Source organism: Phenylobacterium sp. (assembly GCF_046463815.1).
GTDB lineage: Bacteria > Pseudomonadota > Alphaproteobacteria > Caulobacterales > Caulobacteraceae > Phenylobacterium.
Window position 1 is genome coordinate 96,522 of sequence record NZ_JBKBRO010000009.1, and the last position, 25,372, is coordinate 121,893.

The window sequence follows — 25,372 nt, forward strand, 5'->3', positions numbered from 1 at the left end:
GCCTAACCCCGGCTGACCTCGGCCGCCCGGGGCTTGAAGTCGGCGTCCGGGATCATGGCCGCCGGGCGCGGCCCCCCGGTGGCCCAGTCCAGCAGCTCGACCGGGTGCACGACCGCGGCGTCCACGACGGGCGCGATCTGGGCCATGCAGCCCACGTTGCCGGCGGCCACCACGCTCGCGCCCGTGCGGGCGATGTTGGCGGCCTTGCGGTCGCGCAGCCGTCCGGCCAGCTCGGGCTGGAGGATGTTGTAGACGCCGGCCGAGCCGCAGCAGAGGTGGCCCTCGGGCACGGCGCGGACCTCGAACCCGGCCTCGGCCAGCAACCTGGGCGGCGCGGCCTTGATCTGCTGGCCGTGCTGCAGCGAGCAGGCGGCGTGGTAGGCGACGGCCAGGCCCGGCGGCCGCACCACCGGCGGCAGGCCGACCTCGGCGATGAACTCCATCACGTCGCGGGCGAGCGACGCCGCGCCTGCGGCCTCGACCCCGCCCACCGTCTCGCCGTAGCCCTTGATCATGGTTCCGCAGCCGGCGGCGGTGGTGACGATGGCGTCAAGGTCGCCCGCCGCCTCCCAGGCGACGAGATTCCGGCGCGCCAGCGCCTTCGCCTCGTCGGCCCGGCCCAGATGCTCGGACAGCGCCCCGCAGCAGCCCTCCCCTTCCGCCAGCACCACGTCGAAGCCGGCGCGGGTGATGAGCCGGATGGCGGCCTCGCGCACCTGGGGCGTCACCGCCGGCTCGACGCAGCCCTGCAGCAGCGCCACCCGGCCCCGGCGCGGGCCCTGGGCGGGGATCACATCGGCCGGGGCGCGGCGGCCCGTGCGCGCCGGGACCAGGCGGCGCATGGCGGCCAGCGGTCCGGGCAGCAGGCGCTCGAACGGCGCGGCCAGCCGGCCCAGGGCCAGCGCCATCCGCAGGACGAGCGGCCGCGTCATCACCGCGGGGATCGCGGCCCGCAGCAAACGTTCCGGCCAGGGACGCCTGTAGCGCCGCTCCACATGGACCCGGGCGTGATCGATGAGCCGGGCGTAGTCCACGCCCGACGGGCAGGTCGTGGTGCAGGCCAGGCACGAGAGGCAGCGGTCGATGTGGGTGACCGTGGCCCGGGTCGGCGGCGCGTCGCTCTCCAGCATCGCCCGGATCAGCTCGATGCGTCCGCGCGGGCCGTCGCGCTCGTCGCCCGTGAGGACGTAGGTGGGGCAGGTGGCCGTGCAGAAGCCGCAGTGGACGCACTTGCGGATCGCCGCCTGGCTGGCGGCCATCTCGGGATCGGCGAGCTGTTCGGGCGTGAAGTGCGTGCGCATCAGCCGGCCATCCGTCCGGGGTTCAGGACGTCCAGCGGATCGAAGGCGGCCTTCACCCGCGCCGTCAGCGCCGCGAGCGGCCCCGGCATGGTGTCGAAGGCCGGCCCGGGCCCGCGCAGCTTCATGGCGTGGCCGCCCAGGTCCCGCGCCACGGTCCGGACGCGCGGCGCCTCGGCCTCGGTGAGCAGCCAGACGAGGCCGCCCGCCCAGTCGTAGAGCACGTCGCCCGGCAGGGCCTCGGCCACGCGCCAGCCGGCGGCGGGCGGCAGCGACAGGCGCCATAGGGGCCGCTGGTCGCGGGCGAAGGCGTCCACCTCGCGCACGCCGCTCCAGAACTCGCGGGAGTGGGCCGCGTCCAGTGTCTCCAGGCGTCCGAAGCCCTTCAGCGCCGCCGCCAGCCCCTCGCCCCGGGCGGCGACCGAGGCCTCGAAGCCCTCCAGCCGAAGGGCGGTGACGGCCATCTCCGCGCCGGCCGCGAAGGGCGGCAGGTGGGCCGCGCCCGAGACCTCGAACGGTCCGTTCATGGCCTGGGCCATGGCCTCGCAGGCCTGGGCGTCGGCCAGGCCGAACAGCATCACCGTGGCCTCGGTGCGCGGCGCCGGCAGCACCTTGATGGTGACCTCGGTCAGCACGGCCAGCGTGCCCCAGGAGCCCGCCATCAGCTTCATCAGGTCGTAGCCGGTGACGTTCTTCACCACCTTGCCGCCGGCCTTGAAGACCTCGCCCCGGCCCGACACCCCCTGGAAGCCCAGGAAGTGGTCGCGCGCCGCGCCCGCCCGGATGCGCCGGGGGCCCGACAGGTTGGCGGCCAGGGCCCCGCCGATCGTGGGCTCGCCCGACACCCCCAGCAGCTTCGTCCAGCGCGGCGGCTCGAAGGCCAGCATCTGGCCCTGGGCGGCGACGATCCGCTCCAGGTCCGAGAGGCGCGCCCCGGCCTGGGCGGTCAGCACCAGCTCCTCGGGCGCATAGTCGACCACCTTGTCGAGCCCGGCCAACGAGAGCGTGACGTCGGCCGTCACGGGGTCGATCCCGCGCTTGGTGCCGCCGCCCACCACCTCGATACGCCGGCCATGCGCCCCGGTCTCGGCGACGAGGGTCTGCACCTCATCGAGACTCGTCGGAAGCCGGGCGGGGATGGCGGCGGCCAGCATCAGAACCTCGGCAGGTCCGGGAAGGCGAGCTTGCCCTTGTGGACGTGCATCCGGCCCAGTTCGGCGCAGCGGTGGAGCGTCGGGAACACCTTGCCCGGGTTGAGCAGCAGCGAAGGATCGAAGGCGCACTTCACCCGCTGCTGGCAGGCCAGGTCCGTGGGATCGAACATGGTCCCCATCAGGTCGCGCTTCTCCACCCCCACGCCGTGCTCGCCGGTCAGCACCCCGCCCACCGCCACGCACAGCTTGAGGATCTCGGCCCCGAAGGCCTCGGCCTTCTCCAGGTCGCCGGGCTTGTCGGCGTCATAGAGGATCAAGGGGTGCAGGTTGCCGTCGCCGGCGTGGAAGACGTTGGCCACCCCCAGGCCGAAGGCCTCGCCCATCTGGCTGATGGCCGACAGCACCTTGGGCAGCTTGCCGCGCGGGATGGTGCCGTCCATGCAGTAGTAGTCCGGCGCGATCCGGCCCACCGCCGGGAAGGCCGCCTTGCGCCCGGCCCAGAACGCCAGCCGCTCGGCCTCGCTGTGGGAGACGCGCACGAAGTCCGCGCCGCGCGCGGTGGCCAGCGCCCGCACGTGGCCGGTCAGCTCGGCGCATTCGGCCTCGGGCCCGTCCAGCTCGACGATCAGCAGGGCCGCGGCGTCCACCGGATAGCCGGCGCCCACGAAGGCCTCGGCCGCCCGGATCGCCGGGTTGTCCATCATCTCCAGCCCCGCCGGGATGACGCCGGCGGCGATGATGTCGCCCACCGTGGAGCCCGCCGCCTCGACCGAGGAGAAGCCCAGCAGCAGGGCCCGCGCCGTCTCGGGCTTCGGCAGGATGCGCACGGTGACTTCCGTCACCACCCCCAGCAGCCCCTCGGACCCGGTCACCAGGCCCAGCAGGTCGTAGCCGGCCGCGTCGAACGCCTTGCCGCCGAGGCGGACGACCTCGCCGTTCATCAGGACGATCTCGCAGCCCAGCAGGTTGTTGGTGGTCAGGCCGTACTTCAGGCAGTGCACCCCGCCCGAGTTCTCGGCCACGTTGCCGCCGATGGTGCAGGCGATCTGGCTGGAGGGGTCTGGGGCGTAATAGAAGCCATCGGCCTCGACCGCCGTGGTGACGCCCAGATTGGTCACGCCCGGCTGCACGACGGCGCAGCGGTTGGCGTAATCCACCTCCAGGATGCGGTTGAACTTGGCCATGCCCAGCACGACGCCATCAGCCAGCGGCAGGGCGCCGCCGGACAGCGACGTCCCGGCCCCGCGCGGCACCACCTTCACCCCCTCGGACTGGCACCACCTGAGGATCTCGGCCACCTGCTGCGTCGTCTCGGGCAGCACGACGGCCAGCGGCGTCTGGCGGTAGGCGGACAGGCCGTCGGATTCGAAGGGGACGAGCTCGTCGGGGTCGCTGACCACCCCCTCGCCCGGCACGATGCGGCGCAACGCCCGCACGATCTCCGCCTTGCGGGCGATGAGCGCGGGCTCCGGCGCGGGCATCTTCATGAGCGGGACCGTAAGCGGAGACTCACCCGCGCTCCAGAGGAGATGACGCCGCGCCCCAGAGCCTTATCGCCCCTCGAAATTGGCCGTCCGCTTCTCGTTGAAGGCGGCCACGCCCTCGCGCCGGTCGCGGGTGGTGAAGAGGTGGTTGTAGACCTCCAGCTCCAGGTCCATGGCCCGGGAAAGGTCGAGGTCCTGGCCCTGGTGGACGACGCGCTTGGCGCCGCGCACCGACAGGGGGGCCTTGGACGCGATCAGGTCGGCCACCGACAGCACCTTGGCCAGCAGATCGTCCAGGGGCACGACGCCGTTGACCACGCCGAACTCGAAAGCCTCCTCGGCGCTGAACGGGCGGGCGGTGGTGAGCAGCTCGATGGCCCGGCGGGGCCCCACGGCGCGGGTCAGGAGCTGGGTGCCGCCCAGCCCCGGCAGGATGCCGAGCCCCGCCTCCGGCAGGCCGAACCGCGCGCCCTCCGCCGCATAGGCGAAGTCGCAGGCCAGCGTCATCTCGCAGCCCCCGCCCATGGCCGCCCCGTGGACGGCGGCGATCACCGGGACCGGACAGGCGAGCTGGGCGCGGATCATGGCCTCGAACAGGCGGTGCTGTTCGGCCCAGGCCTCGTCGCTCATGCCGTTGCGTTCCTTGAGGTCCGCCCCGGCCTGGAAGTGCTTGCCCTCGCCGCGCAGGATCACGCAGCGCAGGTCCTCGCGCCCGTTCAGCTCGGACCAGGCGTCCAGCAGTTCGCGGCCCATGCGGGTGGACAGCGCATTGGCCACGTCCGGCCGGTTGAAGGCGATCACCGCCACCCCCGGCGCGGCCTCGGAGACCTGGATGGTTTCGTAGGTCATCAGAAGCTCCCCATCCCTAGAAGGATTTGGGCTGGCCCAGCACGTGGGTGGCCACGTGGGACAGGATGAGGTTCGTGGAGATCGGGGCCACCTGGTAGAGGCGGGTTTCGCGGAACTTGCGCTCGATGTCGTACTCCTCGGCGAAGCCGAAGCCGCCGTGGGTCTGCAGGCACATGTCGGCGGCGAACCAGCTCGCTTCCGACGCCGCGAGCTTGGCCATGTTGGCCTCGGTGCCGCAGGGCTCGCCCGCCTCGAACAGCTCGGCGGCGCGGTCGACCATCAGGCTGGCGCCGGTCATCTGGACATAGGCGCGGGCCAGCGGGAACTGCACCCCCTGGTTCTCGCCGATCGGCCGGCCGAACACGGTCCGCTCCTTGGCGTACTGGCTGGCGCGGTCGATGAAGAAGCGCGCGTCGCCGATGCACTCGGACGCGATCAGGATGCGCTCGGCGTTCATCCCGTCGAGGATGTACTTGAAGCCCTTGCCCTCCTCGCCGACCAGGTTCTCGGCGGGGACCTCCAGGTCCTCGAAGAAGAGTTCGGTGGTGGCGTGGTTCAGCATGGTCCTCACCGGCCGGATGGTCAGGCCGTCGCCCACCGCCTGGCGCAGGTCGACCAGCAGCACGCTCATGCCGGCCGAGGGCCTGGCCTCGTCCCGCGGCGAGGTGCGGCAGAGCAGGACCATGAGGTCGGAATGCTCGGCCCGGCTGATCCAGATCTTTCGGCCCGACACCACGTACCTGTCGCCGACCTTGCGGGCGAAGGTGGTGATGCGGGTGGTGTCGGTGCCCGCGTCGGGCTCGGTGACGCCGAAGGCCTGGAGGCGCAGCTCGCCGGTGGCGATCTTCGGCAGGTAGGCCTCCTTCTGGGCCGGCGTCCCATGCCGCAGCACCGTGCCCATGGTGTACATCTGGGCGTGGCAGGCGCCGCCGTTGCAGCCCGAGCGGTGGACCTCCTCAAGGATGGCCACCGCCGCCTTCAGCCCCAGTCCCGAGCCGCCGTACGCCTCGGGGATCAGCACCGACAGGAAGCCGGCCTCGGTCAGCGCCTGGACGAACGCGGTCGGGTACGCCCGCTCGCGGTCCAGCTCGCGCCAGTAGGCGCCGGGGAAGCGGGCGCACAGCTTGCGCACGGCCTCGCGGATTTCGGGGAAGGTCTCGCTCACGGGTCCTCTCTGCCATGTCGCACGCCGGCCAGAAAGCGGACCGCCCCTAGGTCAAGCAACCGACGCGGCCAGGCCCGCAGGCGGAAGGGTCATCAAGTTCTTCCAGGAATCGGCGCCTGGAAGGCATGACCTGACGCACCATCGGGTTCGCCCAGCAAAAATCCACCGCACCAAAAGCAAGGATTGCCGAACTTGACCCGGCGCCCGAAAAGACGGCCTGACCAAGAGAACGCGAGACCCGCTCCGCATGAGGAAACTGCAGACCGCCGTCGATCCGGCGTCCGAGGGCTTCGCCGCCAACGCCGCCGTGAACCTGGCGCTCGTCGAGGAGCTGCGCCAGCGGAGCGGCGAGGCGGCCCTGGGCGGCCCGGCCGAATCCCGCAAGCGCCACACCGCCCGCGGCAAGCTGCTGCCTCGGGACCGGGTGATGCGGCTGCTCGATCCCGGCTCCCCGTTCCTGGAGGTGGGGGGGCTCGCCGCCTTCGGCATGTACGAGGACGAGGCCCCGGCGGCCGGCGTCATCACCGGCATCGGCCGGGTGTCCGGCCGCGAGGTGATGATCGTCGCCAACGACGCCACGGTGAAGGGCGGGGCCTATTTCCCGATCACCGTGAAGAAGCACCTGCGGGCCCAGGAGATCGCGCTCCAGAACCGCCTGCCCTGCGTCTATCTGGTGGACAGCGGCGGGGCGAACCTGCCCCACCAGGCCGAGGTCTTCCCCGACCGCGAGCACTTCGGCCGGATCTTCTACAACCAGGCGCGGATGAGCGCCGAGGGGATCGCCCAGATCGCCTGCGTCATGGGCTCGTGCACGGCCGGCGGGGCCTACGTCCCGGCCATGAGCGACGAGACGGTGATCGTCCGGGGCCAGGGCACCATCTTCCTGGGCGGCCCGCCGCTGGTGAAGGCCGCCACGGGCGAGATCATCACCGCCGAGGAACTGGGCGGCGCCGACACCCACGGCCGCCGCTCGGGCGTCGTGGACCACGTGGCCCGCGACGACGAGCACGCGCTCGCCATCGTCCGCACCATCGTCGCCAACCTCAACACCACCAAGCGCGTGGACCTGACGCTGGCCCCGCCCGAGCCGCCGGCCTACGACCCGGAGGAGCTGTACGGCATCGTGCCGCCGGACGTGCGCGCGCCCTACGACGTGCGCGAGGTGATCGCCCGCATCGTGGACGGCAGCCACTTCGACGAGTTCAAGGCCCTCTACGGCACGACCCTGGTCTGCGGCTTCGCCCGCATCTGGGGCTTCCCGGTGGCGATCCTGGCCAACAACGGCGTCCTCTTCTCGGAAAGCGCGCTGAAGGGCGCCCACTTCATCGAGCTGGCGGCCAGGCGGAAGATCCCGCTCGTCTTCCTGCAGAACATCTCGGGCTTCATGGTCGGCGGCCGCTACGAGGCCGGCGGCATCGCCAAGGACGGCGCCAAGCTGGTCACGGCCGTCGCCTCGGTGGAGGTCCCCAAGTTCACCGTCCTGATCGGCGGCTCGTTCGGCGCGGGCAACTACGGCATGTGCGGCCGGGCCTATTCGCCGCGCTTCCTGTGGACCTGGCCCAACAGCCGCATCAGCGTTATGGGCGGCGAGCAGGCCGCCTCGGTGCTCGCCACCGTCCACCGCGACGCCGGCAAGTGGAGCCCGGAGGAGGAGGAGGCCTTCAAGGCCCCGATCCGCCAGAAGTACGAGGACGAGGGCAACCCCTACTACGCCACCGCGCGCCTCTGGGACGACGGGGTCATCGACCCGGCCCAGACCCGCGACGTGCTCGGCCTCTCCATTTCCGCGTCCCTGAACGCCCCGATCCCCGAGACGCGCTTCGGCGTCTTCCGGATGTGACCCGCATGGCCAAGATCACCTCCATCCTCGTCGCCAACCGCGGCGAGATCGCCCGCCGCGTCTTCGCCACCGCCCACCGCATGGGCCTGTCGACCGTGGCCGTCTTCTCGGACGCCGACGCCGAGGCGCCGCACGTGCGCGAGGCCGACGCCGCCGTGCACATCGGCCCGGCCGCCGCCCGCGAGAGCTACCTCGTCCCGGAGAAGATCATCGCCGCGGCCAGGGCCGCCGGCGCCGACGCCATCCACCCGGGCTACGGCTTCCTGTCCGAGAACGCCGAATTCGCCGAGATGGTCGCCAAGGCCGGCCTCACCTGGATCGGGCCGCCTCCGTCGGCGATCCGCGCCATGGGCCTGAAGGACGCCGCCAAGGCCCTGATGGCCAACGCAGGTGTTCCCGTCACGCCCGGCTACCTGGGCGAGGACCAGGGCGAGGACACGCTGAAGCGCGAAGCCGACCGCATCGGCTATCCGGTGCTGATCAAGGCCGTGGCCGGCGGCGGCGGCAAGGGCATGCGCAAGGTCGAGAAGGCCGACGATTTCGCCGCCGCGCTCGCCGCCGCGAAACGCGAGGCCAAGGCCGCCTTCGGCGACGACCGGGTGCTGCTGGAGACCTACGTCACCCGCCCGCGCCACATCGAGGTCCAGGTGTTCGGGGATTCCCAGGGCGAGGTCGTGCACCTGTTCGAGCGCGACTGCTCGCTTCAGCGCCGCCACCAGAAGGTGATCGAAGAGGCCCCGGCGCCCGGCATGGACGCCGCGACCCGCGAGGCCGTCACCGCCGCCGCCGTCCGCGCCGCCAAGGCCGTGGACTACGTCGGCGCCGGCACCGTCGAGTTCATCGCCGACGCCAGCCAGGGCCTGCGCCCCGACCGCATCTGGTTCATGGAGATGAACACCCGCCTGCAGGTGGAGCACCCGGTCACCGAGATGGTCACCGGCCTCGACCTCGTGGAGTGGCAGATCCGCGTCGCCCAGGGGGAGCCCCTGCCGCTGCGCCAGGACGAGATCACGCTGACCGGCCACGCCGTGGAGGCCCGCCTCTACGCCGAGACCCCGGCCACGGGCTTCCTGCCCTCCATCGGGCCGCTGGACCACTTCCGCCTGCCCGAGTTCGTCCGCGTCGACTCCGGCGTCGAGGAAGGCGGGGAAGTCACGCCCTTCTACGACCCCATGATCGCCAAGCTGGTGGCCCATGGCCCGACCCGCGAGGCGGCGCTGTCGCAGCTCGCCGAGGCCTGCGACGAGGTCGAGGTCTGGCCGGTGAAGACGAACGCCGGCTTCCTCGCCCGCTGCCTTGAGGAGCCGGACTTCATCGCCGGCGACGTGGACACCGGCTTCATCGAGCGGCGGCTGGAGACCCTGGCCGCTCCGCCCGAGCCCTCGCCCGCCGCGCTGTCGGCCGCCGCCGACGCCGCCACCCTGAACCTCAAGGAAGGCGAGGCCGACGATCCCTGGAAGGGCCTGTTCGGCTTCCGCCTCAACGCCGAGCCCCAGACCGGCGTGCGCCTGTTCGCGAACGGCCAGGCGGTGATCTGCGACAGCCTGCCCGACGCGCCCGACCGCTCCGTGCTGATCGGCGAGGAGGGCGAGATCGTGGTCTTCGAGGCCGGCGAGGCCTTCGCCTTCAGGGACCACCCGCCCGCCGCAGACCTCGACCCGTCCGCCGCCGGCGACGGCCAGGTGCGGGCGCCCATGCCGGGCAAGGTGACCCAGGTCTCGGTCAAGGCCGGCGACACGGTCGCCAAGGGCCAAGCGCTGGTCACGCTGGAGGCCATGAAGATGGAGCACGCGCTTACGGCGCCCTTCGACGGCAAGGTCGAGGAGGTGGCCGCAAGCCTCGGCGCCCAGGTGAGCGAGGGAACCCTCCTCGTCCGCCTCGCCACGGCCGACTGAAGGACCCCCGCCATGCCGCTCGACCGCCGCAGCTTCGTCCTGGGCCTTGGCGGCGCGGCGCTGGCGCCCGGCCTCGCCTGGAGCCAGGACTGGACCCCGCCGCCGCCCGACCGCGAGCTGCGCGTCCCCGTACGCGGCGGGAGCATCTACGTCAGGGTCAACGGCGACCTCGCGGGGCCGCGCGCCCCCGTGGTCTTCGCCCACGGCGGGCCGGGCTCGAACCACGCCTACTTCCTGGGAGCGCTGAAGATGGCCGGCGAGCGGGCGGTGGTCCTCTACGACCAGCTCGACGCGGGCCTCTCGGACCGGCCGAACGATCCGGCCAACTGGACCGTCGAGCGCTACGTCTCGGAGGTGGACGCCATCCGCGCCGCGTTGGACTTGCGGCGCCTGCACCTGGTGGGCCACTCCTGGGGCTCGACGATCGCCCTGGACTACGCCGCCCGCCAGCCCGGCGGCCTGCTCAGCGCGACCCTCGGAAGCCCGCTGATCTCAACGAAGAGCTGGGAGCGCAGCACCACGGCCCAGCTCGCAAAGCTGCCGCCCGACATCCAGCGGGTGGTCAACGCGCACGAGGCGGCCGGCACGACCGACAGCCCCGAATACGCCAGGGCGATGGAGACCTTCTACGCCGCCTACCTCAGCCGGGGGCCCCGGGCCGACTACGTGCTGGCCTACCGCGACGGCCTGGTCCGCAAGACCAACGGCCGCGTCTATCTCGGCATGTGGGGGCCGGGCGAGATCCGGGCGACGGGGCTGCTCAAGAGCTACGACGGCGAACCCCTGCTGCCCCGCATCGCCGCGCCCACGCTGGTGGTGACGGGCGAGTACGACGAGATGACCGCCGACGTGCTGAGGCCCCTGGCAGCGCGCATTCCGAAGGCCGAGCTGAAGGTGATCCCCGGCGCGGGCCACGCCCTGCCGTCCACCCATCCGGACGCCTACGTCGCCCTGGTCCGGGCCCACCTGGCCCGCAACGACGGGATCTAGTTGCGCAGCAGCGCCATGGTCCCCTGGCCGCCGTCGGCGCAGATCGAGACGAGGCCCCAGGTCCCGGCGGGCATGGCCGCCAGCTCCTTGATCGCCTGGGACAGGATGCGCGCGCCTGTGGCCCCGAACGGGTGGCCGAGCGCCGTCGAACCGCCGTTCGGGTTCATCCGCTCGCGCGGGAAGCGGCCGAGCCTGGCCGTCACGCCGGCCTTGTCGCGGACGAAGCCGTCGTCCTCCAGCGCCTTGATGTGGGTGGCGACCTGGGCCGTGAAGGCCTCGTGGATCTCCCACAGGCCGATGTCGTCATAGGTCAGGCCGTTGCGGGCCAAGAGGCGCGGGATGCCGTAGGCCGGCGCCATCAGCAGGTACTCGGTCCGCAGGTCGATGGCGTTGATCTCGTAGTCCACCAGCCGCACGCGCGGCAGGTGGGCGGGCAGGCGGTCCAGGCCCTTGTCGGTGGCCACCCAAAGGCCCGCCGCGCCGTCGGTGAGCGGGCTGGAGTTGCCGGCGGTCAGCGTGCCCTGCCCGCTGGTGCGGTCGAAGGACGGCGCGAGCTTGGCCAGCTTCTCCAGGCTGGTGTCGGGCCGCACCGTGGTGTCCTTCGTCGCCTCGGGCAGGCGGATCACGAGGTCGTCGAAGAAGCCCGAGCTCCACCCCCTGGCCGCGCCGCGGTGGCTGGCCAGCGCCAGCTCGTCCTGCTCGGTCCGAGAGATCGACCAGCCCTTGGCCATCTCCTCGGTGTGCTCGCCCATGCTCTTGCCGGTGATGCGGTTCACCACGCGCGGGATGTGCAGGCGGATGTCGGAGAGCCGCGTGGCGCCCAGGGCGGCAAGGCGGGCCTTGAGGTCGCGCGCTTCGAGCAATCGGCGCAGGTCGTCGGAAAGCTCGGGCCCCAGCCCCACCTGCACACGGCTCATGCTCTCGGCGCCGCCCACCAGGGCCAGGCTGCGGCCCCGGTCGTCCAGCATCCCGGCGGCCTGGAAGGCGCCCGCCATGCTGGTCGAACAGGCCATGACGGTGGTGAAGGCGGGGATCGAGGCGTCGGCGCCGGCGTCCAGCAGCACCTCGCGGGCCAGGTTGCTCCACATCAGGCTCGGGATCACCGCGCCCCAGACGGCGAGGTCGGGCCGTTCGCCCTCGGCCAGCATGGCCTTCACCACGGGCACGGAGAGTTGGAGCGCGTCGTAGCCGGCGAGCGCGCCGTTCACCCGGGCGAAGGGCGTCCGCTTGCCCGCCGCCAGCCAGATGTCCCGCGTTCCCGTCCCACTGGATTTTGCAGGGGTCTTCGCCGCCCTCGCCATGTCCCAAGCTCCGCGTCTGCCGAAGCTTCAGATGGGGCGGCGCGGGCGAGGGCGCCAGCCGCTTTCAGGCCACGACGGCCTGGTCGTGCAGCTTGCCGATTTCGGCGGCGCTCAGACCCAGGATTTCCGCCAGCACCTCGTCGGTGTGCTGGCCCAGTCTGGGCGCCGGCGCGACCGGGCCGCGCGCGTCCTGTGGGATGGTGGCCGCCGCGCCGGGCGCCGGATAGGTCAGCCCGCTGGGATGGCGCACGTCCTGGAAGACGGGGTTGTCCTTGAACAGGCGCGGATCGTTCAGGGCCGCCTCCAGCGGCTGATAGGTCCCCCAGGTGACGCCGCCCGCGTCGAAGGCGGGTGCGATCTCCGCCAGGTCCTTGCCGGCGAAGGCCTGCTCGAACAGCGGGTAGAGCCGGGCGCGGTGCGTGAAGCGCAGGCCCTCGTCCGTCGCGAACGAGACGCCGAGCTCGGCCTCCAGGGCGGCCACGGCCTCCTTCAGGCCCAGGGCCTCCAGGGCCTTGGACCACTGGCGGGGCGTGATGGCGAGCAGCATCAGGGTCTGGCCGTCCCGGGTTACGAAGTCGCGGCCGAAGGCGCCGTAGACGTCGTTGCCCATGCGCGGCCGCTGGCGGCCAGCCAGCATGGTCTCGGCCGTGAAGCCCAGGTTGGCCAGCGTGGTCGCGGCGATGTCCGACAGCGGCGCGCGGATCTCGCGGCCCTCCCCGGTGCGGTGGCGCGCCAGCAAGGCCGAGACCAGGGTGAAGGCGCAGTAGGCGCCGGTCAGCAGGTCCCAGGCGGCCAACACGTGGTTCACCGGCCGGGGATCGTCCACCGGACCGGTCATCTGCGGCAGGCCGATGGCGGAGTTGATCGTGTAGTCCATGCCCTGGGAGCCGTCGGCCCAGCCCATGACACGCACGCAGATCAGGTCGGCGCGGAGCGTCTTCAGCGTCTCGTACGAAAGGAAGCCGTCCACCGGGAAGTTGGTGACGAAGAGGCCGCCGTCAGCACCCGGTGAGGCCGCCAGAGCCTGGGCGATCTCACGTCCCTTCGGGCTCGTCAGGTCGATGGCGACCGACTTCTTCCCCTTGTTCAGGCCCTCCCAGTAGAGGCTCATGCCGTTGTCGGCGAGCGGCCAGCGGCGGAAGTCGGGACCTCCGCCGATGTTGTCGAAGCGGATCACCTCGGCGCCCATCTGGGCGAGGTAAAGGCCGCAGGTGGGCGCGGCCACGAACGCGGCGCCCTCCACCACGCGCAGGCCCTTCAACAGGTCGTACATCCATCCTCCCAGCGATGCGGGCGCATCGTCCGCCAACTGCCCCTGCGTCCGGCAACCACCTAGGCGACGAGCGCCGTCACCTCGGCCACCTCGTCGGGCGTCAGCCGCCAGTCCGCCGTCGCGGCGTTGGCGCGGACCTGTTCCGGCCGGGTGGCGCCGGCGATCACCGACGAGACCACGGGCTGGCCCAGCAGCCAGGCGAAGGCCAGTTCCAGGAGCGTATGGCCCCGCGCCTTGGCCCAGCCCTCCAGCGCCTCGACCCTGTCGAAGTTGGCGTCGGTCAGGCCGCGCCCGCCCCAGGCGGCGAGCCGGCTGTCCGTGGGCGGCGCCTCGCCCCGCCGGTACTTGCCCGAGAGCAGCCCCGAGGCCAGCGGGAAATAGGGCAGCACGCCCAGGCCGAAGCGCTCGCAGGCGGGCAGCACCTCGAAGGCGGACTTGCGGTTCAGCAGCGAATATTCGTTCTGGGCCGAGACGAAGCGGTTAAGCCCCTCGGTCCGCGCGATCCAGTCGGCGTCGGCCACCTGCCAGCCGGCGAAGTTGGAATTGCCGATGTAGCGGACCTTGCCCTGGCGCACGAGGTCGTCCAGCGCCCGGAGCGTCTCCTCCACCGGCGTCTCCGGATCGGGCCGGTGGAACTGGTAGAGGTCGATCCAGTCCGTGCCCAGGCGCCGAAGGCTGTCCTCCACCGCCTGCATGATCCAGCGGCGCGAGCCGCCGGACTTCGCCGCATCGCCCCGGACATCCATGCCGAACTTGGTGGCCAGCACGATCTCGTGGCGGCGCTTGCCCAGCGCCTTGCCGAGGAACACTTCGGACTGGGTCCCGCCATAGATGTCGGCGGTGTCGAAGAGGTTGATCCCGGCGTCGAGGGCGGCGCCCACGACAGCCTGGGTTTCCGTCTCGTCGATGCGCATGCCGAAGTTGTTGCAGCCCAGGCCCACCTCGCTGACCTTGAGGCCCGAATTCCCAAGTCTGCGCATCCGCATGGCTCGCTCCTTCTGAAGTCGCCAAGCGTAGCCCTCGCCAGGGGGCGGTCAAAGCGGCGCCGGACAACATGCTTTCCGACCGTTCACCAGGTTTGTTGGGGATATCGCAAGTCCCCGCCCGTTAACCTCGCGATCTCAAAGAAGAAACTCTCCTGAGAGTCGGATCGGATGCGGGTCATCACCATCGTCAGCCTCGCGGCGTCGGCCGTGCTCGGCCTCGGCGCGCTGGTCGTCGCCAAGACCGTGCTGCCCAACGGCGGCGCGGCCAAGAGCGCCGCCGCCGCCCCCGAGGTGAAGGGCGTTTCGGTGGTCGTGGCCGCCCGGCCGATCAAGTACGGCGACCGCCTGGAAGCCGGCATGCTGACCCTCGTCCAGGCGCCGGCCAACATGGTCCCCGAAGGCGCCTTCCAGACCATCCAGCAGGTGCTGGGCGCCGACGCCGGCAAGCCCCCCGTGGCCCTGACCCCCATCGCCGCGCGCGAGCCGGTCCTGCCGGCCAAGATCTCCGGCCCCGGCGCGCGGCCGACCGTCGCGGCCGAGCTGGCCGACGGGATGCGCGCCTATACGCTGCGGGTGGACGACTCCAGCGGCGTGGGCGGCCACGCCCTGCCCGGCGACCGGGTGGACGTGGTGCTGGTGCGCGACGCCACGCCGAACGGTCCCGACCGCACCTGGGTCTCCCACGTCGTGGTCCAGAACGTCCGTCTCCTGGGTGTCGACCTGAACGCCGACCCCACCACCGAGAAGCCCGCCTCACCTTCGACGGCGACCATCGAGGTCTCGGTGGAGGAGGCGCAGAAGCTGTCCATCGCCGCCACCGTCGGCAAGCTGTCGCTGGCGCTGCGCAAGACCGGCGAGGTCGAGATCGCCGACGCAGGCCCGCTGCGCACGGGCGACTTCCTCGTTGGGGCCGGCGGCCGTTCGCCCGTCCGCGCGCCGGGCGGCCCCGCCCGCGCCGCCTCCGGCATCATGGTGATCGAGGGGACCGCGGTGAAGCGCGAGCGGCCGCCGCCGGTCGTCGCCCCCGGCGCCTCGGCCGTCGTCGCCTCGGCCAACCCCTGACCCCGCGAGACGCCCCGATGCTCATGACCCGCACCGTCTTCGGCGCCCTCGCCTGCGCCTTCGCCCTTTCGGCGGCCGTCCCCGCCACGAGCCATGCCCAGGTGCTCGCCAGCGAACCCGCGCTGCGCCGCTCGATCCATGTGCCGCGCGACAAGACCCTGTCGTTCCGGCTGGCCCAGCCGGCGACGCGCATCGTCGTGGCCCAGCCCGAGATCGCCAAGGTGAGCGCCACCTCGGACCGCAGCTTCTACGTTCAGGGCATGGAGTTCGGCTCCACCAACATGCTGGTCTTCGGACCGGGCGGCCGCCTGCTCGAGGTGCTGGACATCCGGGTGGGCTACGACGCCGACGGCCTGCAGCAGGACCTGACCGCGGCCTTCCCCAACGAGCCGCTGCGGGTGCGCAACCTGGGCGAGGCGCTGATGCTGACCGGCGAGGTGTCGGACACCGGCGTCCAGTACAAGGCCGAGGCGATCGCCCGCCGCTACGCCCCCGACGGCCTGATCTCCCGCGTGTCGGTGCGCGCCTCCCAGCAGGTGATCCTGGAGGTCCGCGTGCTGGAGGCCTCCCGCTCGGCCCTGCAGGACGTGGGCGTCGCCGGCACGATCCGGAGCAACAACTTCCGCTTCGACTGGGGCAACGGCCTGATCGGCGGCGTCTCGCCGACCGGGCTGGTGCAGGTGAACGGCACGATCGGCGCCACCTCGGTCGACCTGGCGCTCGCCGCGCTGGAGGAAAAGGGCGTCGTCCGCACCCTGGCGCGGCCGAACCTCGTGGCCATCCCGGGCGAGAAGGCGACCTTCCACGCCGGCGGCGAGTACCCCTATCCGGTGCCCCAGAAGCAGGACGTCATCAGCCTGGAGTTCCGCAAGTACGGCGTGGAGCTGTCCTTCACGCCCGTGGTGCAGGACAACGGCCTGATCCGGCTGGAGGTGGCGCCCAAGGTCAGCCAGCTCGACTTCTCGAACTCGCTGCGCCTGCTGGGCTTCACGGTGCCCGGCCTGATCTCCCGCGAGACCGAGACCACCGTCGAGCTGAAGCCGGGCGAGTCGCTCGCCATCGGCGGCCTCTTCCAGCGCGACTACACCAACGCCATGCGCCAGGTGCCGGGGATCGGCCAGGTCCCGGTGATCGGCACGCTCTTCCGCTCCGCCCGCTGGAAGAAGGCCGAGACCGAGCTCGTGGTCATCGTCACCCCGCGTTTCGCCAGCCCGGCCGACCTCGCCAAGGCCGCCGAGACCCGCGCCGCGCCGGGCGACGAACCTTCGGCTGGGCGGCTGATGCTCGAAGGCAAGGCCCTGGACAAGCCGATCAGCGGGCAGGAGGGCCGGTGATGCCGAACGCCAATATCAAGGGGCGTCGCATCCTGGCGCTGGGCGCCGCGCTCGCCCCGCACGCCAAGGGCCCGCTGGCCGGCGCCGAGATGGAGCTGGGCGGCATGGAGCAGCTCGCCGAACTTTCCGCCGTCCCACGCGACCTGGTGCTGATCGACGCCGACGCCTGGGAGGCCCCCGAGCTCGCCGCCGCCGTCAAGACGCTGTCGGGCCTCAAGGCCTGCCCGCCCGTGCTGCTGGTGGGCGAGAGCCTGCCGGCCGGCCTGGTCCGCAACCTGCTGCGCCTGCCCGACTCCGACGTGCTGGAGGCTCCCTTCACCGGCGAACAGCTCGCGGGCGCGATCCATGCGCTGCTGGCGGCCTCGCAGCCCGCGCCCCAGGCCACGTCCGGCGACAGCCGCTGCTGGGCGGTGACCGGCGCCGTGGGCGGCGCCGGCGCCACGACGCTGGCCATCGAGATCGCCACGGCCCTGGGCGCGCGCGCCAGGAAGGAACGCAGCGTCTGCCTGGTGGACCTGAACCTCGCCGACGGGGCGACGGCCGCCTATCTGGGCGCCCAGCCGGCCATGCGGCTCGCCGACTTCGGCCAGGCGGCCGAGCGTCTGGACGCGGCCATGCTCCAGGCCTTCATCACGCCGGTCTCCAAGCAGCTCGACCTGCTGGCCGGCGTCCGCGACCCCGGCGGCTTCGATGCGGTTTCGCGCGAGGCGGTGCTGCGCGTGCTGGAGGTCGCCTGCGAGTGCTACGACTGGGTGATCCTGGACGTGCCGCGCCACCGCCGCGCCTGGACGCTTGAGGCCCTGGCCGGCTGCGACGAGGTGCTGGTCATCTCCGAGCTGACCGTCCCCGCCCTGCTGGCCGCACGCTCCTATTCCGACGAGATCGAGGCTGCGCTGGGCACGGGCCTGAAGCCGCGCATCGTGCTGAACCGCCTGGCCAGCCGCATGTTCGGCCCGGCCCCCTCCATGACCGAGGCCGAGCGGGCGCTGCAGCGCAAGGCCGACGCGGGCGTCAGCTCCGACTGGGAAGCGGCGGCGGCCTCCGCCAACCTGGGCGGCCCCATCGCCCAGCACCGGCCCAAGTCGAAGATCGTCAAGGACATCCAGACCCTGGTCGAGCGCCTGGCCGCCGCGCCGGCGCGCGGCCCGGGCGCGAGGGCCGCCTGATGGCCCGGTTCAGCCTCGCGCGCGCCCAGCCGGCGCCGGAATCCAGGGCCCCCGCGCCGACCAGGGCCGCCAAGGCCGCGCCCGCCCCTGACCCCCAGCCCAAGGAGGTCGCCCGCCCCGCGCCGCCCGCCGCCGACGCCAAGCGGCTCGACCTGCGCCTGCGTCTGCACTCGAAGCTCATCGACGAACTCGACCTCGCCAAGCTCGACAAGCTCGACGAAGCCGAGCTGCGCCGGCAGGTCATGGGCCAGGTGGTCGAGTTCGCCCGGGCCGAGCGCATGGCCCTCAACACCCAGGAGCTCGAGGAGCTGGGCGCCTCGATCTACGACGAGATGGTGGGCCTGGGCCCCATCGAGCCGCTGCTGAAGGACGAGTCGATCAACGACATCCTGATCAACGGCCCCTACCAGGTCTATGTGGAACGGCGCGGCGAGCTGGAGCTCACCCCGGTCCACTTCCGGGACAACGACCACCTGCTGCGCATCGTCCAGCGCATCGTCGCCGGCGTCGGCCGCCGGATCGATGAGAGCCAGCCGATGGTGGACGCCCGCCTGCCCGACGGCAGCCGCGTGAATGCCGCCATCCCGCCCATCGCCATCGACGGCGCCTCGGTCTCGATCCGGAAGTTCTCCAAGAAGCCGCTGACGCTCGAGAAGCTGGTCGAGTTCAACGCCATGCCCCAGGCGGTGGCCGACTTCCTCTATGGCGCGGTCCGGGCGCGGGTCTCGACCGTCATCTCGGGCGGCACCGGCTCGGGCAAGACGACCCTGCTCAACGCGCTCTCGGCCGCCATCAGCCATGGCGAGCGCCTGATCACCATCGAGGACGCCGCCGAACTGCAGCTCCAGCAGCCGCACGTCGTGCGCATGGAGACCCGCCCGCCGAACATCGAGGGCAAGGGCGAGATCCGCCAGCGCGAGCTGGTCAAGAACGCGCTCCGGATGCGGCCTGACCGCGTGATCCTGGGCGAGGTTCGTTCGGAGGAAGCCTTCGACATGCTGCAGGCCATGAACACGGGCCACGAGGGCTCCATGGCCACCATCCACGCCAACAATCCCCGCGAGGCCGTCAGCCGCCTGGAGCAGATGGTCGCCATGGGCGGCATGAACATCAGCTATGACGCCATGCGCTCCCAGATCGCCTCGGCCGTCGGCCTGATCATCCAGGTCATGCGCCTGGCCGACGGCCGTCGAAAAATTACACATGTAACAGAGATCGTCGGGATGGAGGGGAACGTCGTGCAGATGCAGGACATCTTCACCTTCAACCGGACGCATACGGGGGCGGATGGAACGGTGCACGGCGAGTTCCGGGCGAGCGGGCTTCGGCCCCGATGCCTGGACGAGATGCTGCGCCGGGGCATCTCGTACGACACGGCCAACTTCGACCCGTCCAAGCCGCTGGGCTAGGCCATGGACGCCAACGCCGTCTTCCTGGTGCTGGTCTTCGCCGCGGTGTTCGCCGCCGCGCAGGCGCTGATCGGCCTCTTGAGCACCGCCGCCCAGAAGCGGCTGGTCAACCGGCGCCTGAAGGTGGCCGAGAAGGTTGACGGCATCTCGGCCCTGGTCGTCGAGCTGCGCAAGCAGCGCGGCCTCTCGGCGACGGGCGAACGCAGCGGCCGGCTGCGCTGGCTGTCCGATCTGATCGTCGCCTCCGGCCTGCCCTACGATCCGCGCAAGTGGACGACCTACGTCCTGGGGGCCGCGGTGATCGGCGCGGGCGGCCTCGCGGTCATGACCCGCAATCCGCTGGCCGCGATCGCCGGGGCGCTGATCGGCGGCGTGGGCGTCCCGATCCTGGTCCTGAAGTTCATGGCCGGCCGCCGCGCCAACGCGCTCGGCTTCCAGCTTCCCCAGGCCCTGGAGATCATCGTCCGCAGCCTCGAGGCCGGCCATCCGGTCCCCACGGCCATCGCCCTCGTGGGCCGCGAAATGTCCGATCCCGTCGGCTCGGAGTTCGGCATGGCCGCCGACGAGATCGCCTACGGCGCCACCCTGGAGCAGGCCGTCGAGCGCATCGCCGAGCGCTGCCAGCACCCCGACGTGGACCTGTTCGCCGCCACCATCCGCCTGCAGGAGCGCACCGGCGGCAACCTGACCGGCCTCCTGAAGCTCAACGCCAGCACCATCCGCGAGCGCCACAAGATGCGGCTGAAGATCAAGGCGGCGTCCTCCGAGGGCCGCGCCTCGGCGATGATCCTGACCTCGGCGCCCTTCCTGGCCGTCGGCGCGATCATGCTGATCTCGCCGAAGTTCTACGGGGACGTGATCAACGAGCCGGCCGTGAAGTGGGGCCTGATCGGCACCTTCATCTGGATCGTCATCGGCAACCTCGTCATGCGCCGCATGATCGACATGAGGCTCTAGAGGCCATGGACCTGGAGACGATCATCTACGGCGCGGGCCTGCTGATGGTGGGCGGGGCCGTCGCCGGCCTGGCCTTCCTGGTGGTGTCGGAGCTGCGGGTGCGCGCGCTGCGCCGCAGCCGCTTCGCCGCGGCGGGCGCGGCCGCCGCCCCCACGGTGGAAAAGCCCCAGGGCCTGGCCCTGCCCGACCAGGTGCTCTCGACCGTCCGCAGGCTGGGTCAGCAGAGCGCCGTGCGCGATCCGGCCAAGCTCTCCCTCCTGCGCTCGCGGCTGATGCAGGCCGGCTTCTTCAACCGCGAGGCGCCGGTGATCTTCCTGGGCGTGAAGGCCGCGCTGATGGTGGTCGCCACGGTGGGCGTCCTGCTCACCCTGCCGATGACGATCGGCGGCAAGGGCGGCGGCATGACGCCGCTGATGCTGGCCTGCGGCCTGTCGCTGGCCGCGCTCCTGGGCCCCGAACAGGTGCTGAAGGCCCGCAAGACCAAGCGCGAGCGCGAGTATTCGGACGGCTTCCCCGACCTGCTCGACCTGCTGGTCGCCTCGGTGGAGGCCGGCATGAGCCTGGACGCCTCGGTCAGCCGGGTGACCGACGAGCTGCAGCGGCGCTATCCGAACCTCACCGTCCACCTGCGCTTCCTGGTGCTGGAACTGCGCGCCGGCCGGGCCCGCAAGGACGCCTGGGCGGCCTTCGCCGACCGCCTGGGGATCGAGGACGCCCGCGCGCTCGCCACCATGCTGCGCCAGGCCGAGGAGATGGGCACCAGCCTGGGCGAGACCCTGCAGGTCTTCTCCCAGGACATGCGGGCCAAGCGGATGCTGCGCGCCGAGGAGAAGGCCCTGGCGCTGTCGGCCAAGCTGACCGTGCCGCTGATCCTGTTCATCTTCCCCTCGCTGCTGGTGGCGCTCATGCTGCCGGCCGCGGTCAGGACGATGAAGGTGCTGGGCTAGCCGATCCCGTACGGCCGGTAGGGTCCGAGGATCAGTTGCTCGAAGACGCCGACGCCCGCGCGGTCGGGCTCGCCGGGGGTCCTGAGGACGGCCTTGGAGATGGCCTGGATGTGCAGGTTCTCCATGGCGCCCATGTCGGCCGTCCCGAGGTCGATGTCCTCGCGGGCCACGGCCAGCTCGCCCTTCAGGCCTCCGTGGCGCCATTCGCCGCCGTAGCCGATGCCGCGCATCAGGAAGGTCGCGACCGGCTCGAAGGAGACGGTCGCCGAGCCCTCGGCCAGCGGGATGGTCAGTTCGCCGCGCTCGGCGTGCTTCAGGCCCTGGCGGAGCGTCACCTCCATGGTCGCCTGTTCGGTGTGCCAGCCGCCCTCGGGTCCGGCCCCGTCGGGCAGCACCACGGCGCGGGTGTTCCAGGGCTTGCCGTCCGGGTCGGCGTTGACGTGGAAGAAGACCGAGCGGTCGTCGAAGTTCACCGGCGTCCACTGCCAGAAGAAGCCGGTGATCCCGGCCCCGGGCGTCGGCTGCGGGTCGGGCGCGCCCACCGGGCGGATGCCCCACGAGCGGTCGCGGGTGCCGAGCCAGCCCGAACAGTCGATCCGCTGGCCATCCATCTCCAGCCAGCCCGAGACCCGCATGTTCTGGGTCAGCCGCGTATAGTCCATGAAGAGGCGCGGGCCGAGCCGCTTGACGAAGCGCGGCTCCTCGATGGGGAAGGCGCGGCCCTCGAAGACCAGTTCGCCGGCCAGGCCTTCGGCGGGCGCTATGGTCACCTTCAGGCGCTGGAGCGGCTCCAGCACCTCGATGGAGATGGGCCCCACGGTCAGGTCCATCCGCTCCATGTTGAGGACCTTCGAGGCGTGCAGGCAGCGCTGCACCCCGTCCTTGACGATGGAAACGTGGGCGTCGGCGACGTTCAGCGCCGGATAGACCCCGAAGGCCACGGCCACGAACTCGGTCCCGTCCGGCGAATAGGCATTGAAGAAGTAGCGGTCGTAGAAGTTGCGGTCGGACCCCGCGTAGGCGATGGGCTCGGGCGTCTGGTGGATCGGATAGTCGTCGCCCCTGGTGAGCATCGCGCGGCCTCCCTCAAAGCTTCCCGTCTCGTTGACGCGCGGTCAGTCTTGCCGAGCCGCGTCCGCGGGTATCAAGTGATCAAAGATAAGAAGAAAAGGGAGGCGTCGTCTCCGGTGACCTCGCGTCATCCGACGGCGAAGTTTTCGTGTCACATCCGCTTGAGCCGCGCCTGGCCGCCTACATCGCGCGCAAGATGCCCGACGCCCGCGACCTCGCCGTCTCGGGCCTGGAGCGCATCTCGGGCGGCGCCTCGCGCGAGACCTACCGCTTCCGCCTGACCTGGGACGGCGGCGAGCGCCGCATGATCCTCAGGCGCGATCCCCCGGCCAGCCTGATCGAGACCGAGCGGCGGGTGGAGTTCGGCGCCTACCGCGCCTTCCACGGCTCGGCCGTGCCGGTCCCCGAGATGCTGTGGCTGGAGGAGGCGGACGACGCCCTCGACTACCCGTTCTTCATCGCCGAGGAGCTGTCGGGCCACGAGGCCTCGCCCCAGGTGCTGTTCTCGGGCTTCTACGACGCCGTGCTGCCGCGCGTGGCCGAGCGGAAGTGGACCATCCTGGGCGAAATCGCCAAGGCCGACCCGGCCGCCCTGGGCCTGACCGAGGTGCTGGAGGCGCCCGCGCCCGAGGCCTGCTGGAAACGCGAGCTGGACCACTGGGAGGGGCTGATCGACCGCGACGCGGTGGAGCCCCTGCCGATCACGCGGGCGGCCATCCGCTGGCTGCGCGCCAACCCGCCGCCCCCGGCCCAGAAGATCAGCGTGGTCCACGGCGACTACCGGACCGGCAACTTCCTTTTCGACACGTCCGGCGAGATCCACGGCGTGCTGGACTGGGAGATGTGCCACCTGGGCGATCCCCTGGAGGACCTGGGCTGGAGCCTGCAGCCGGTGTGGACCTTCGGCCGCGAAGGCCTGGCCGGCGGCCTGGTCCCCGAAGCCGAGGCCGTCGCCATCTGGGAGCGCGCCAGCGGCCTGAAGGCCGACCCCGCCGCGCTGAAGTGGTGGACCCTGTTCAACTGCGTGAAGGGCCAGGGCATCTGGGTCGGCAGCGCCAAGGCCTTCATCTCGGGCGGCAACCGGGCGCCGATCATGGTCTATCCCGCCTGGATGCTCATCAACTCCCAGGAACGCGCCATGCTGAAGGTGATGGGCCGCCTATGACCCCCGAAATCCCCGCCGTCCTGGGAGAGCTCGCGGGCCTCCTGATGAAGAACGCCGACCCCTCGGTCCCGGCGGCCGAGCGGACCAGCGACCTGATGCTGAGCGCCATGCTGCTGGCGACCGCCGCCGAGACCTGGGATCGGGCGGCCCACGTGCTGGTCGAGGAGAACCGCGCCGTCCGCGCCCTGCTGGGCGAGAAGGGCGAGGACGCCGACCTTCGGATCTCGGCGCTCACGGCCGAGAACAACCGCCTGCGCGGCCTGCTGATCGACCGCCACGCGGCGGCCGAGGCGGCGGGCGATACGGCCACGGTCGAAGCCATCTGGGCCGAACTGATCGCCGGGACCGAGCGGCGCAGGCTGTCCGGCGCGCCGGCGTAGGGGGCAAGCCCTCTCACTGCCCTCTCCCTCTCGCTTCGCGGGGAAGAGGAGGCATGACGTCTCAGGATCGTCCCCGTTCTCCTCCCCCGTCGGGGGAGGAGAAGGCCCCTTACAGCCGCGCGAGCGTCGCCGGGTCTTCCTCGCCGCCGTAGAACTTCGCCAACGCCTCGCGGAACAGCGCCTCGTCGCTCGCGTGGGCGAAGAGGGTCAGGCAGGAGCGGAACTTCAGGTCGTCGGGGCTGCCGAAGATCTCGTGCGCGGTGCGGCCGGTGACGGCGAGCACGGCCGTCACGCATTCCCGCAGCCGCGAGCCCAGCACCGGATGGGCGAGGTAGGCGCGGGCCTCTTCCAGACTTGAGATCGCGTAGGCGCGGGCCATGGGGCTAGATCCCAGGCCCGCGATCTGGGGCAGGACGAACCACATCCAGTGGCTGCGCTTCTGGCCGGCGCGCAGTTCGGCGAGCGCCTGGCCGTAGGCATCGGCCTGGGCGTCCACGAACCGCTGGAGGCCGAAGGGATCGTCCATGGCCCATCCTACGCCCAACCGCCGTGCTTGGCGCGCCGGCCCGCCGGAATCCGCTTCCGCGGATGGAGGCTAGATTTATCTGGATTTCCGGATCAAATTGTGCGAAACTATCAAAGTCGAATATCGATTTCGGTTCGGTTGCTCTCCACGCTTGTTCTTCGGATCGAGCCCGAGCCTGCCAAGACCATCTCCGAAAATTTGATATCGCACGCCGCGTTGGCGGGCGAGAACTCATGACTGAAAGATCAAAACCATGGCTATCGGCACTGTGAAGTGGTTCAACCCCACCAAGGGCTTCGGCTTCATCCAACCCGACCAAGGCGGCCCGGACGTGTTCGTCCACATCTCCGCCGTCGAACGCGCGGGCATGGGCTCGCTGGGCGAAGGCCAGAAGGTCTCCTATGAGCTGGAGCGCGATCAGCGCAGCGGCAAGATGTCCGCCGGCCAGCTGCAAGCGGCCTAAGGGACGGGCGACGGCCCGGAGGCGGTCCCTGGACCGCCTCCCCCACCGCCGTCGCGGACTGCATGACCATCTCGACCATCGAACGCGCCTATCAGGTGGCGCGGTCCGGTGAAGCGCCCGACTTCGCCAGCCTGAAGAAGCGCCTGCACGCCGAAGGATGCCGGGCGGTCGACGCCCTGCTCTCGCAGCGCAGCCTCCGGGGACACCTGGAAGCGATCTGCGCGGCCTCGAGCCGCAACACGTCCCCGCCGCCCGCGGACGACCCGGGCGCCCGCGGGGCCTGAGAACGGGCGCGCCCCGCCAGGCGGCGCGCGGCCCGTCACCCACGTCGCGAACGCGACCCGAACAAGGAGCGCCCATGGCGAAGGAAGAGCTCGTCGAGTTCGACGGCCAGATCATCGAACTGCTGCCCGAGGGCCGCTTCCGCGTGCGCCTGGAGAACGACCACGAGATCCTGGCCTACACGGCCGGCAAGATGAAGAAGCACCGCATCCGCTCGATGGTCGGCGACCGCGTCACCGTCGAGATGACGCCCTACGACATGGACCGCGGCCGGATCACCTACCGCCACAAGCCCGAGGGCGCCCGCCCGGCCGGCGCCGCCGCCAGGCCGCAATTCCGCCGCCGCTAGAGCGGCGAGCCCCCAAGCCCGGCCGG

Annotated in this window: 23 protein-coding genes and 1 pseudogene; 14 read left to right on the forward strand and 10 right to left on the reverse strand. The window is 71.5% G+C overall.

Annotated features, from left to right (window positions below):
- Positions 1–2: 2 nt before the first annotated feature.
- The 5 genes from glcF to ACK4TT_RS07900 all read right to left on the reverse strand — a co-directional run bounded on the left by glcF (position 3) and on the right by ACK4TT_RS07900 (position 5,950).
- Positions 3–1,301, reverse strand: coding sequence for a glycolate oxidase subunit GlcF (gene glcF, locus ACK4TT_RS07880; protein WP_409635225.1), 1,299 nt, complete (start codon positions 1,299–1,301; stop codon positions 3–5).
- A complete protein-coding gene (gene glcE, locus ACK4TT_RS07885) occupies positions 1,301–2,452 on the reverse strand; it encodes a glycolate oxidase subunit GlcE (protein ID WP_410212751.1) in 1,152 nt (383 codons plus the stop codon). Before glcE ends, glcF begins: the two co-directional genes overlap by 1 nt.
- A complete protein-coding gene (locus tag ACK4TT_RS07890) occupies positions 2,452–3,939 on the reverse strand; it encodes an FAD-linked oxidase C-terminal domain-containing protein (RefSeq protein WP_410212752.1) in 1,488 nt (495 codons plus the stop codon). The genes glcE and ACK4TT_RS07890 overlap by 1 nt, the downstream gene beginning before the upstream one ends.
- Before the next feature lie 63 nt (positions 3,940–4,002).
- Positions 4,003–4,785, reverse strand: a complete 783-nt coding sequence (locus ACK4TT_RS07895; protein WP_409635234.1) for an enoyl-CoA hydratase/isomerase family protein — start codon at positions 4,783–4,785, stop codon at positions 4,003–4,005.
- A 16-nt stretch (positions 4,786–4,801) separates the two neighbouring features.
- The gene (locus ACK4TT_RS07900; protein WP_410212753.1) at positions 4,802–5,950 is read right to left on the reverse strand and encodes an acyl-CoA dehydrogenase family protein; all 1,149 of its coding nucleotides are present in this window, start codon (positions 5,948–5,950) and stop codon (positions 4,802–4,804) included.
- A 247-nt stretch (positions 5,951–6,197) separates the two neighbouring features.
- Here ACK4TT_RS07900 and ACK4TT_RS07905 point away from each other — a divergent pair, with 247 nt between their 5' ends.
- The 3 genes from ACK4TT_RS07905 to ACK4TT_RS07915 are packed head-to-tail and all read left to right on the forward strand — an operon-like array spanning position 6,198 to position 10,675.
- Positions 6,198–7,790 carry a carboxyl transferase domain-containing protein gene (locus ACK4TT_RS07905; protein WP_410212754.1) on the forward strand — a complete coding sequence of 531 codons (1,593 nt, stop codon included), beginning with the start codon at positions 6,198–6,200 and terminating at the stop codon, positions 7,788–7,790.
- A gap of 5 nt (positions 7,791–7,795) precedes the next feature.
- Positions 7,796–9,685, forward strand: a complete 1,890-nt coding sequence (locus ACK4TT_RS07910; RefSeq protein ID WP_410212755.1) for an acetyl/propionyl/methylcrotonyl-CoA carboxylase subunit alpha — start codon at positions 7,796–7,798, stop codon at positions 9,683–9,685.
- 12 nt (positions 9,686–9,697) lie between these two features.
- Positions 9,698–10,675 carry a proline iminopeptidase-family hydrolase gene (locus ACK4TT_RS07915; protein WP_410212756.1) on the forward strand — a complete coding sequence of 326 codons (978 nt, stop codon included), beginning with the start codon at positions 9,698–9,700 and terminating at the stop codon, positions 10,673–10,675.
- Here the strand turns inward: ACK4TT_RS07915 and ACK4TT_RS07920 are convergent.
- From ACK4TT_RS07920 to ACK4TT_RS07930, 3 genes are all read right to left on the reverse strand, one after another.
- Positions 10,672–11,976: an acetyl-CoA C-acyltransferase gene (locus ACK4TT_RS07920; RefSeq protein ID WP_409635248.1), complete on the reverse strand. Its 1,305-nt coding sequence runs from the start codon at positions 11,974–11,976 to the stop codon at positions 10,672–10,674. The two genes, ACK4TT_RS07915 and ACK4TT_RS07920, sit on opposite strands and share 4 nt — an antisense overlap.
- A 64-nt stretch (positions 11,977–12,040) precedes the next feature.
- Positions 12,041–13,249, reverse strand: a complete 1,209-nt coding sequence (locus tag ACK4TT_RS07925; protein ID WP_410212757.1) for a CoA transferase — start codon at positions 13,247–13,249, stop codon at positions 12,041–12,043.
- Positions 13,250–13,308: 59 nt separating this feature from the next.
- Positions 13,309–14,235: an aldo/keto reductase gene (locus tag ACK4TT_RS07930; RefSeq protein WP_409635254.1), complete on the reverse strand. Its 927-nt coding sequence runs from the start codon at positions 14,233–14,235 to the stop codon at positions 13,309–13,311.
- A gap of 168 nt (positions 14,236–14,403) precedes the next feature.
- On the opposite strand from ACK4TT_RS07930, the gene cpaB reads away from it, so the two are divergent.
- The 6 genes from cpaB to ACK4TT_RS07960 are packed head-to-tail and all read left to right on the forward strand — an operon-like array spanning position 14,404 to position 21,110.
- Positions 14,404–15,297 (forward strand): Flp pilus assembly protein CpaB, encoded by an 894-nt coding sequence (gene cpaB / locus ACK4TT_RS07935; protein WP_409635256.1) that lies wholly within the window; start codon positions 14,404–14,406, stop codon positions 15,295–15,297.
- A 17-nt stretch (positions 15,298–15,314) separates the two neighbouring features.
- Positions 15,315–16,631, forward strand: coding sequence for a type II and III secretion system protein family protein (locus ACK4TT_RS07940; protein ID WP_409635259.1), 1,317 nt, complete (start codon positions 15,315–15,317; stop codon positions 16,629–16,631).
- Positions 16,631–17,797 carry a CpaE family protein gene (locus ACK4TT_RS07945; RefSeq protein WP_409635262.1) on the forward strand — a complete coding sequence of 389 codons (1,167 nt, stop codon included), beginning with the start codon at positions 16,631–16,633 and terminating at the stop codon, positions 17,795–17,797. Before ACK4TT_RS07940 ends, ACK4TT_RS07945 begins: the two co-directional genes overlap by 1 nt.
- Entirely contained in the window at positions 17,797–19,206 is a 1,410-nt protein-coding gene (locus ACK4TT_RS07950; protein ID WP_409635264.1) for a CpaF family protein, read from the forward strand. The genes ACK4TT_RS07945 and ACK4TT_RS07950 overlap by 1 nt, the downstream gene beginning before the upstream one ends.
- A gap of 3 nt (positions 19,207–19,209) precedes the next feature.
- Entirely contained in the window at positions 19,210–20,163 is a 954-nt protein-coding gene (locus tag ACK4TT_RS07955; protein WP_409635267.1) for a type II secretion system F family protein, read from the forward strand.
- A 5-nt stretch (positions 20,164–20,168) separates the two neighbouring features.
- On the forward strand, positions 20,169–21,110 hold the full coding sequence (locus ACK4TT_RS07960) for a type II secretion system F family protein (RefSeq protein WP_409635271.1): 942 nt from the start codon (positions 20,169–20,171) through the stop codon (positions 21,108–21,110).
- Here ACK4TT_RS07960 and ACK4TT_RS07965 read toward each other — a convergent pair.
- Positions 21,107–22,183 (reverse strand): hypothetical protein, encoded by a 1,077-nt coding sequence (locus ACK4TT_RS07965; protein WP_409635274.1) that lies wholly within the window; start codon positions 22,181–22,183, stop codon positions 21,107–21,109. The genes ACK4TT_RS07960 and ACK4TT_RS07965 overlap by 4 nt on opposite strands.
- Before the next feature lie 146 nt (positions 22,184–22,329).
- On the opposite strand from ACK4TT_RS07965, the gene ACK4TT_RS07970 reads away from it, so the two are divergent.
- Positions 22,330–23,346 carry a phosphotransferase family protein gene (locus ACK4TT_RS07970; RefSeq protein ID WP_410212758.1) on the forward strand — a complete coding sequence of 339 codons (1,017 nt, stop codon included), beginning with the start codon at positions 22,330–22,332 and terminating at the stop codon, positions 23,344–23,346.
- Positions 23,343–23,726, forward strand: coding sequence for a hypothetical protein (locus ACK4TT_RS07975; RefSeq protein ID WP_410212759.1), 384 nt, complete (start codon positions 23,343–23,345; stop codon positions 23,724–23,726). Before ACK4TT_RS07970 ends, ACK4TT_RS07975 begins: the two co-directional genes overlap by 4 nt.
- A 109-nt stretch (positions 23,727–23,835) precedes the next feature.
- Here the strand turns inward: ACK4TT_RS07975 and ACK4TT_RS07980 are convergent, their stop codons facing one another.
- Positions 23,836–24,252: a DUF1810 domain-containing protein gene (locus ACK4TT_RS07980; RefSeq protein ID WP_410212760.1), complete on the reverse strand. Its 417-nt coding sequence runs from the start codon at positions 24,250–24,252 to the stop codon at positions 23,836–23,838.
- Between the two features lie 253 nt (positions 24,253–24,505).
- Between ACK4TT_RS07980 and ACK4TT_RS07985 the strand changes: the two genes are divergently transcribed.
- From ACK4TT_RS07985 to infA, 3 genes and pseudogenes are all read left to right on the forward strand, one after another.
- Entirely contained in the window at positions 24,506–24,715 is a 210-nt protein-coding gene (locus ACK4TT_RS07985; protein ID WP_409635286.1) for a cold-shock protein, read from the forward strand.
- Between the two features lie 62 nt (positions 24,716–24,777).
- Positions 24,778–24,999, forward strand: coding sequence for a hypothetical protein (locus ACK4TT_RS07990; protein ID WP_410212761.1), 222 nt, complete (start codon positions 24,778–24,780; stop codon positions 24,997–24,999).
- Positions 25,000–25,073: 74 nt separating this feature from the next.
- A pseudogene (infA, locus tag ACK4TT_RS07995) lies at positions 25,074–25,289 on the forward strand (translation initiation factor IF-1); the annotation flags it as partial.
- Positions 25,290–25,372 lie beyond the last annotated feature (83 nt).

Bases quoted from the DNA above. Each gene is read 5' to 3' on its own strand.
- ACK4TT_RS07950 (WP_409635264.1), top strand. From the start codon at position 17,797: ATGGCCCGGTTCAGCCTCGCGCGCGCCCAGCCGGCGCCGGAATCCAGG.
- ACK4TT_RS07940 (WP_409635259.1), top strand. From the start codon at position 15,315: ATGCTCATGACCCGCACCGTCTTCGGCGCCCTCGCCTGCGCCTTCGCC.
- ACK4TT_RS07895 (WP_409635234.1), bottom strand. From the start codon at position 4,785: ATGACCTACGAAACCATCCAGGTCTCCGAGGCCGCGCCGGGGGTGGCG.
- ACK4TT_RS07925 (WP_410212757.1), bottom strand. From the start codon at position 13,249: ATGTACGACCTGTTGAAGGGCCTGCGCGTGGTGGAGGGCGCCGCGTTC.
- ACK4TT_RS07960 (WP_409635271.1), top strand. From the start codon at position 20,169: ATGGACCTGGAGACGATCATCTACGGCGCGGGCCTGCTGATGGTGGGC.
- ACK4TT_RS07965 (WP_409635274.1), bottom strand. From the start codon at position 22,183: ATGCTCACCAGGGGCGACGACTATCCGATCCACCAGACGCCCGAGCCC.
- ACK4TT_RS07920 (WP_409635248.1), bottom strand. From the start codon at position 11,976: ATGGCGAGGGCGGCGAAGACCCCTGCAAAATCCAGTGGGACGGGAACG.
- ACK4TT_RS07945 (WP_409635262.1), top strand. From the start codon at position 16,631: ATGCCGAACGCCAATATCAAGGGGCGTCGCATCCTGGCGCTGGGCGCC.
- ACK4TT_RS07930 (WP_409635254.1), bottom strand. From the start codon at position 14,235: ATGCGGATGCGCAGACTTGGGAATTCGGGCCTCAAGGTCAGCGAGGTG.
- ACK4TT_RS07980 (WP_410212760.1), bottom strand. From the start codon at position 24,252: ATGGACGATCCCTTCGGCCTCCAGCGGTTCGTGGACGCCCAGGCCGAT.
- ACK4TT_RS07985 (WP_409635286.1), top strand. From the start codon at position 24,506: ATGGCTATCGGCACTGTGAAGTGGTTCAACCCCACCAAGGGCTTCGGC.
- ACK4TT_RS07975 (WP_410212759.1), top strand. From the start codon at position 23,343: ATGACCCCCGAAATCCCCGCCGTCCTGGGAGAGCTCGCGGGCCTCCTG.
- ACK4TT_RS07890 (WP_410212752.1), bottom strand. From the start codon at position 3,939: ATGAAGATGCCCGCGCCGGAGCCCGCGCTCATCGCCCGCAAGGCGGAG.
- ACK4TT_RS07955 (WP_409635267.1), top strand. From the start codon at position 19,210: ATGGACGCCAACGCCGTCTTCCTGGTGCTGGTCTTCGCCGCGGTGTTC.
- ACK4TT_RS07905 (WP_410212754.1), top strand. From the start codon at position 6,198: ATGAGGAAACTGCAGACCGCCGTCGATCCGGCGTCCGAGGGCTTCGCC.
- ACK4TT_RS07910 (WP_410212755.1), top strand. From the start codon at position 7,796: ATGGCCAAGATCACCTCCATCCTCGTCGCCAACCGCGGCGAGATCGCC.
- ACK4TT_RS07915 (WP_410212756.1), top strand. From the start codon at position 9,698: ATGCCGCTCGACCGCCGCAGCTTCGTCCTGGGCCTTGGCGGCGCGGCG.
- glcE (WP_410212751.1), bottom strand. From the start codon at position 2,452: ATGCTGGCCGCCGCCATCCCCGCCCGGCTTCCGACGAGTCTCGATGAG.
- ACK4TT_RS07990 (WP_410212761.1), top strand. From the start codon at position 24,778: ATGACCATCTCGACCATCGAACGCGCCTATCAGGTGGCGCGGTCCGGT.
- cpaB (WP_409635256.1), top strand. From the start codon at position 14,404: ATGCGGGTCATCACCATCGTCAGCCTCGCGGCGTCGGCCGTGCTCGGC.
- glcF (WP_409635225.1), bottom strand. From the start codon at position 1,301: ATGCGCACGCACTTCACGCCCGAACAGCTCGCCGATCCCGAGATGGCC.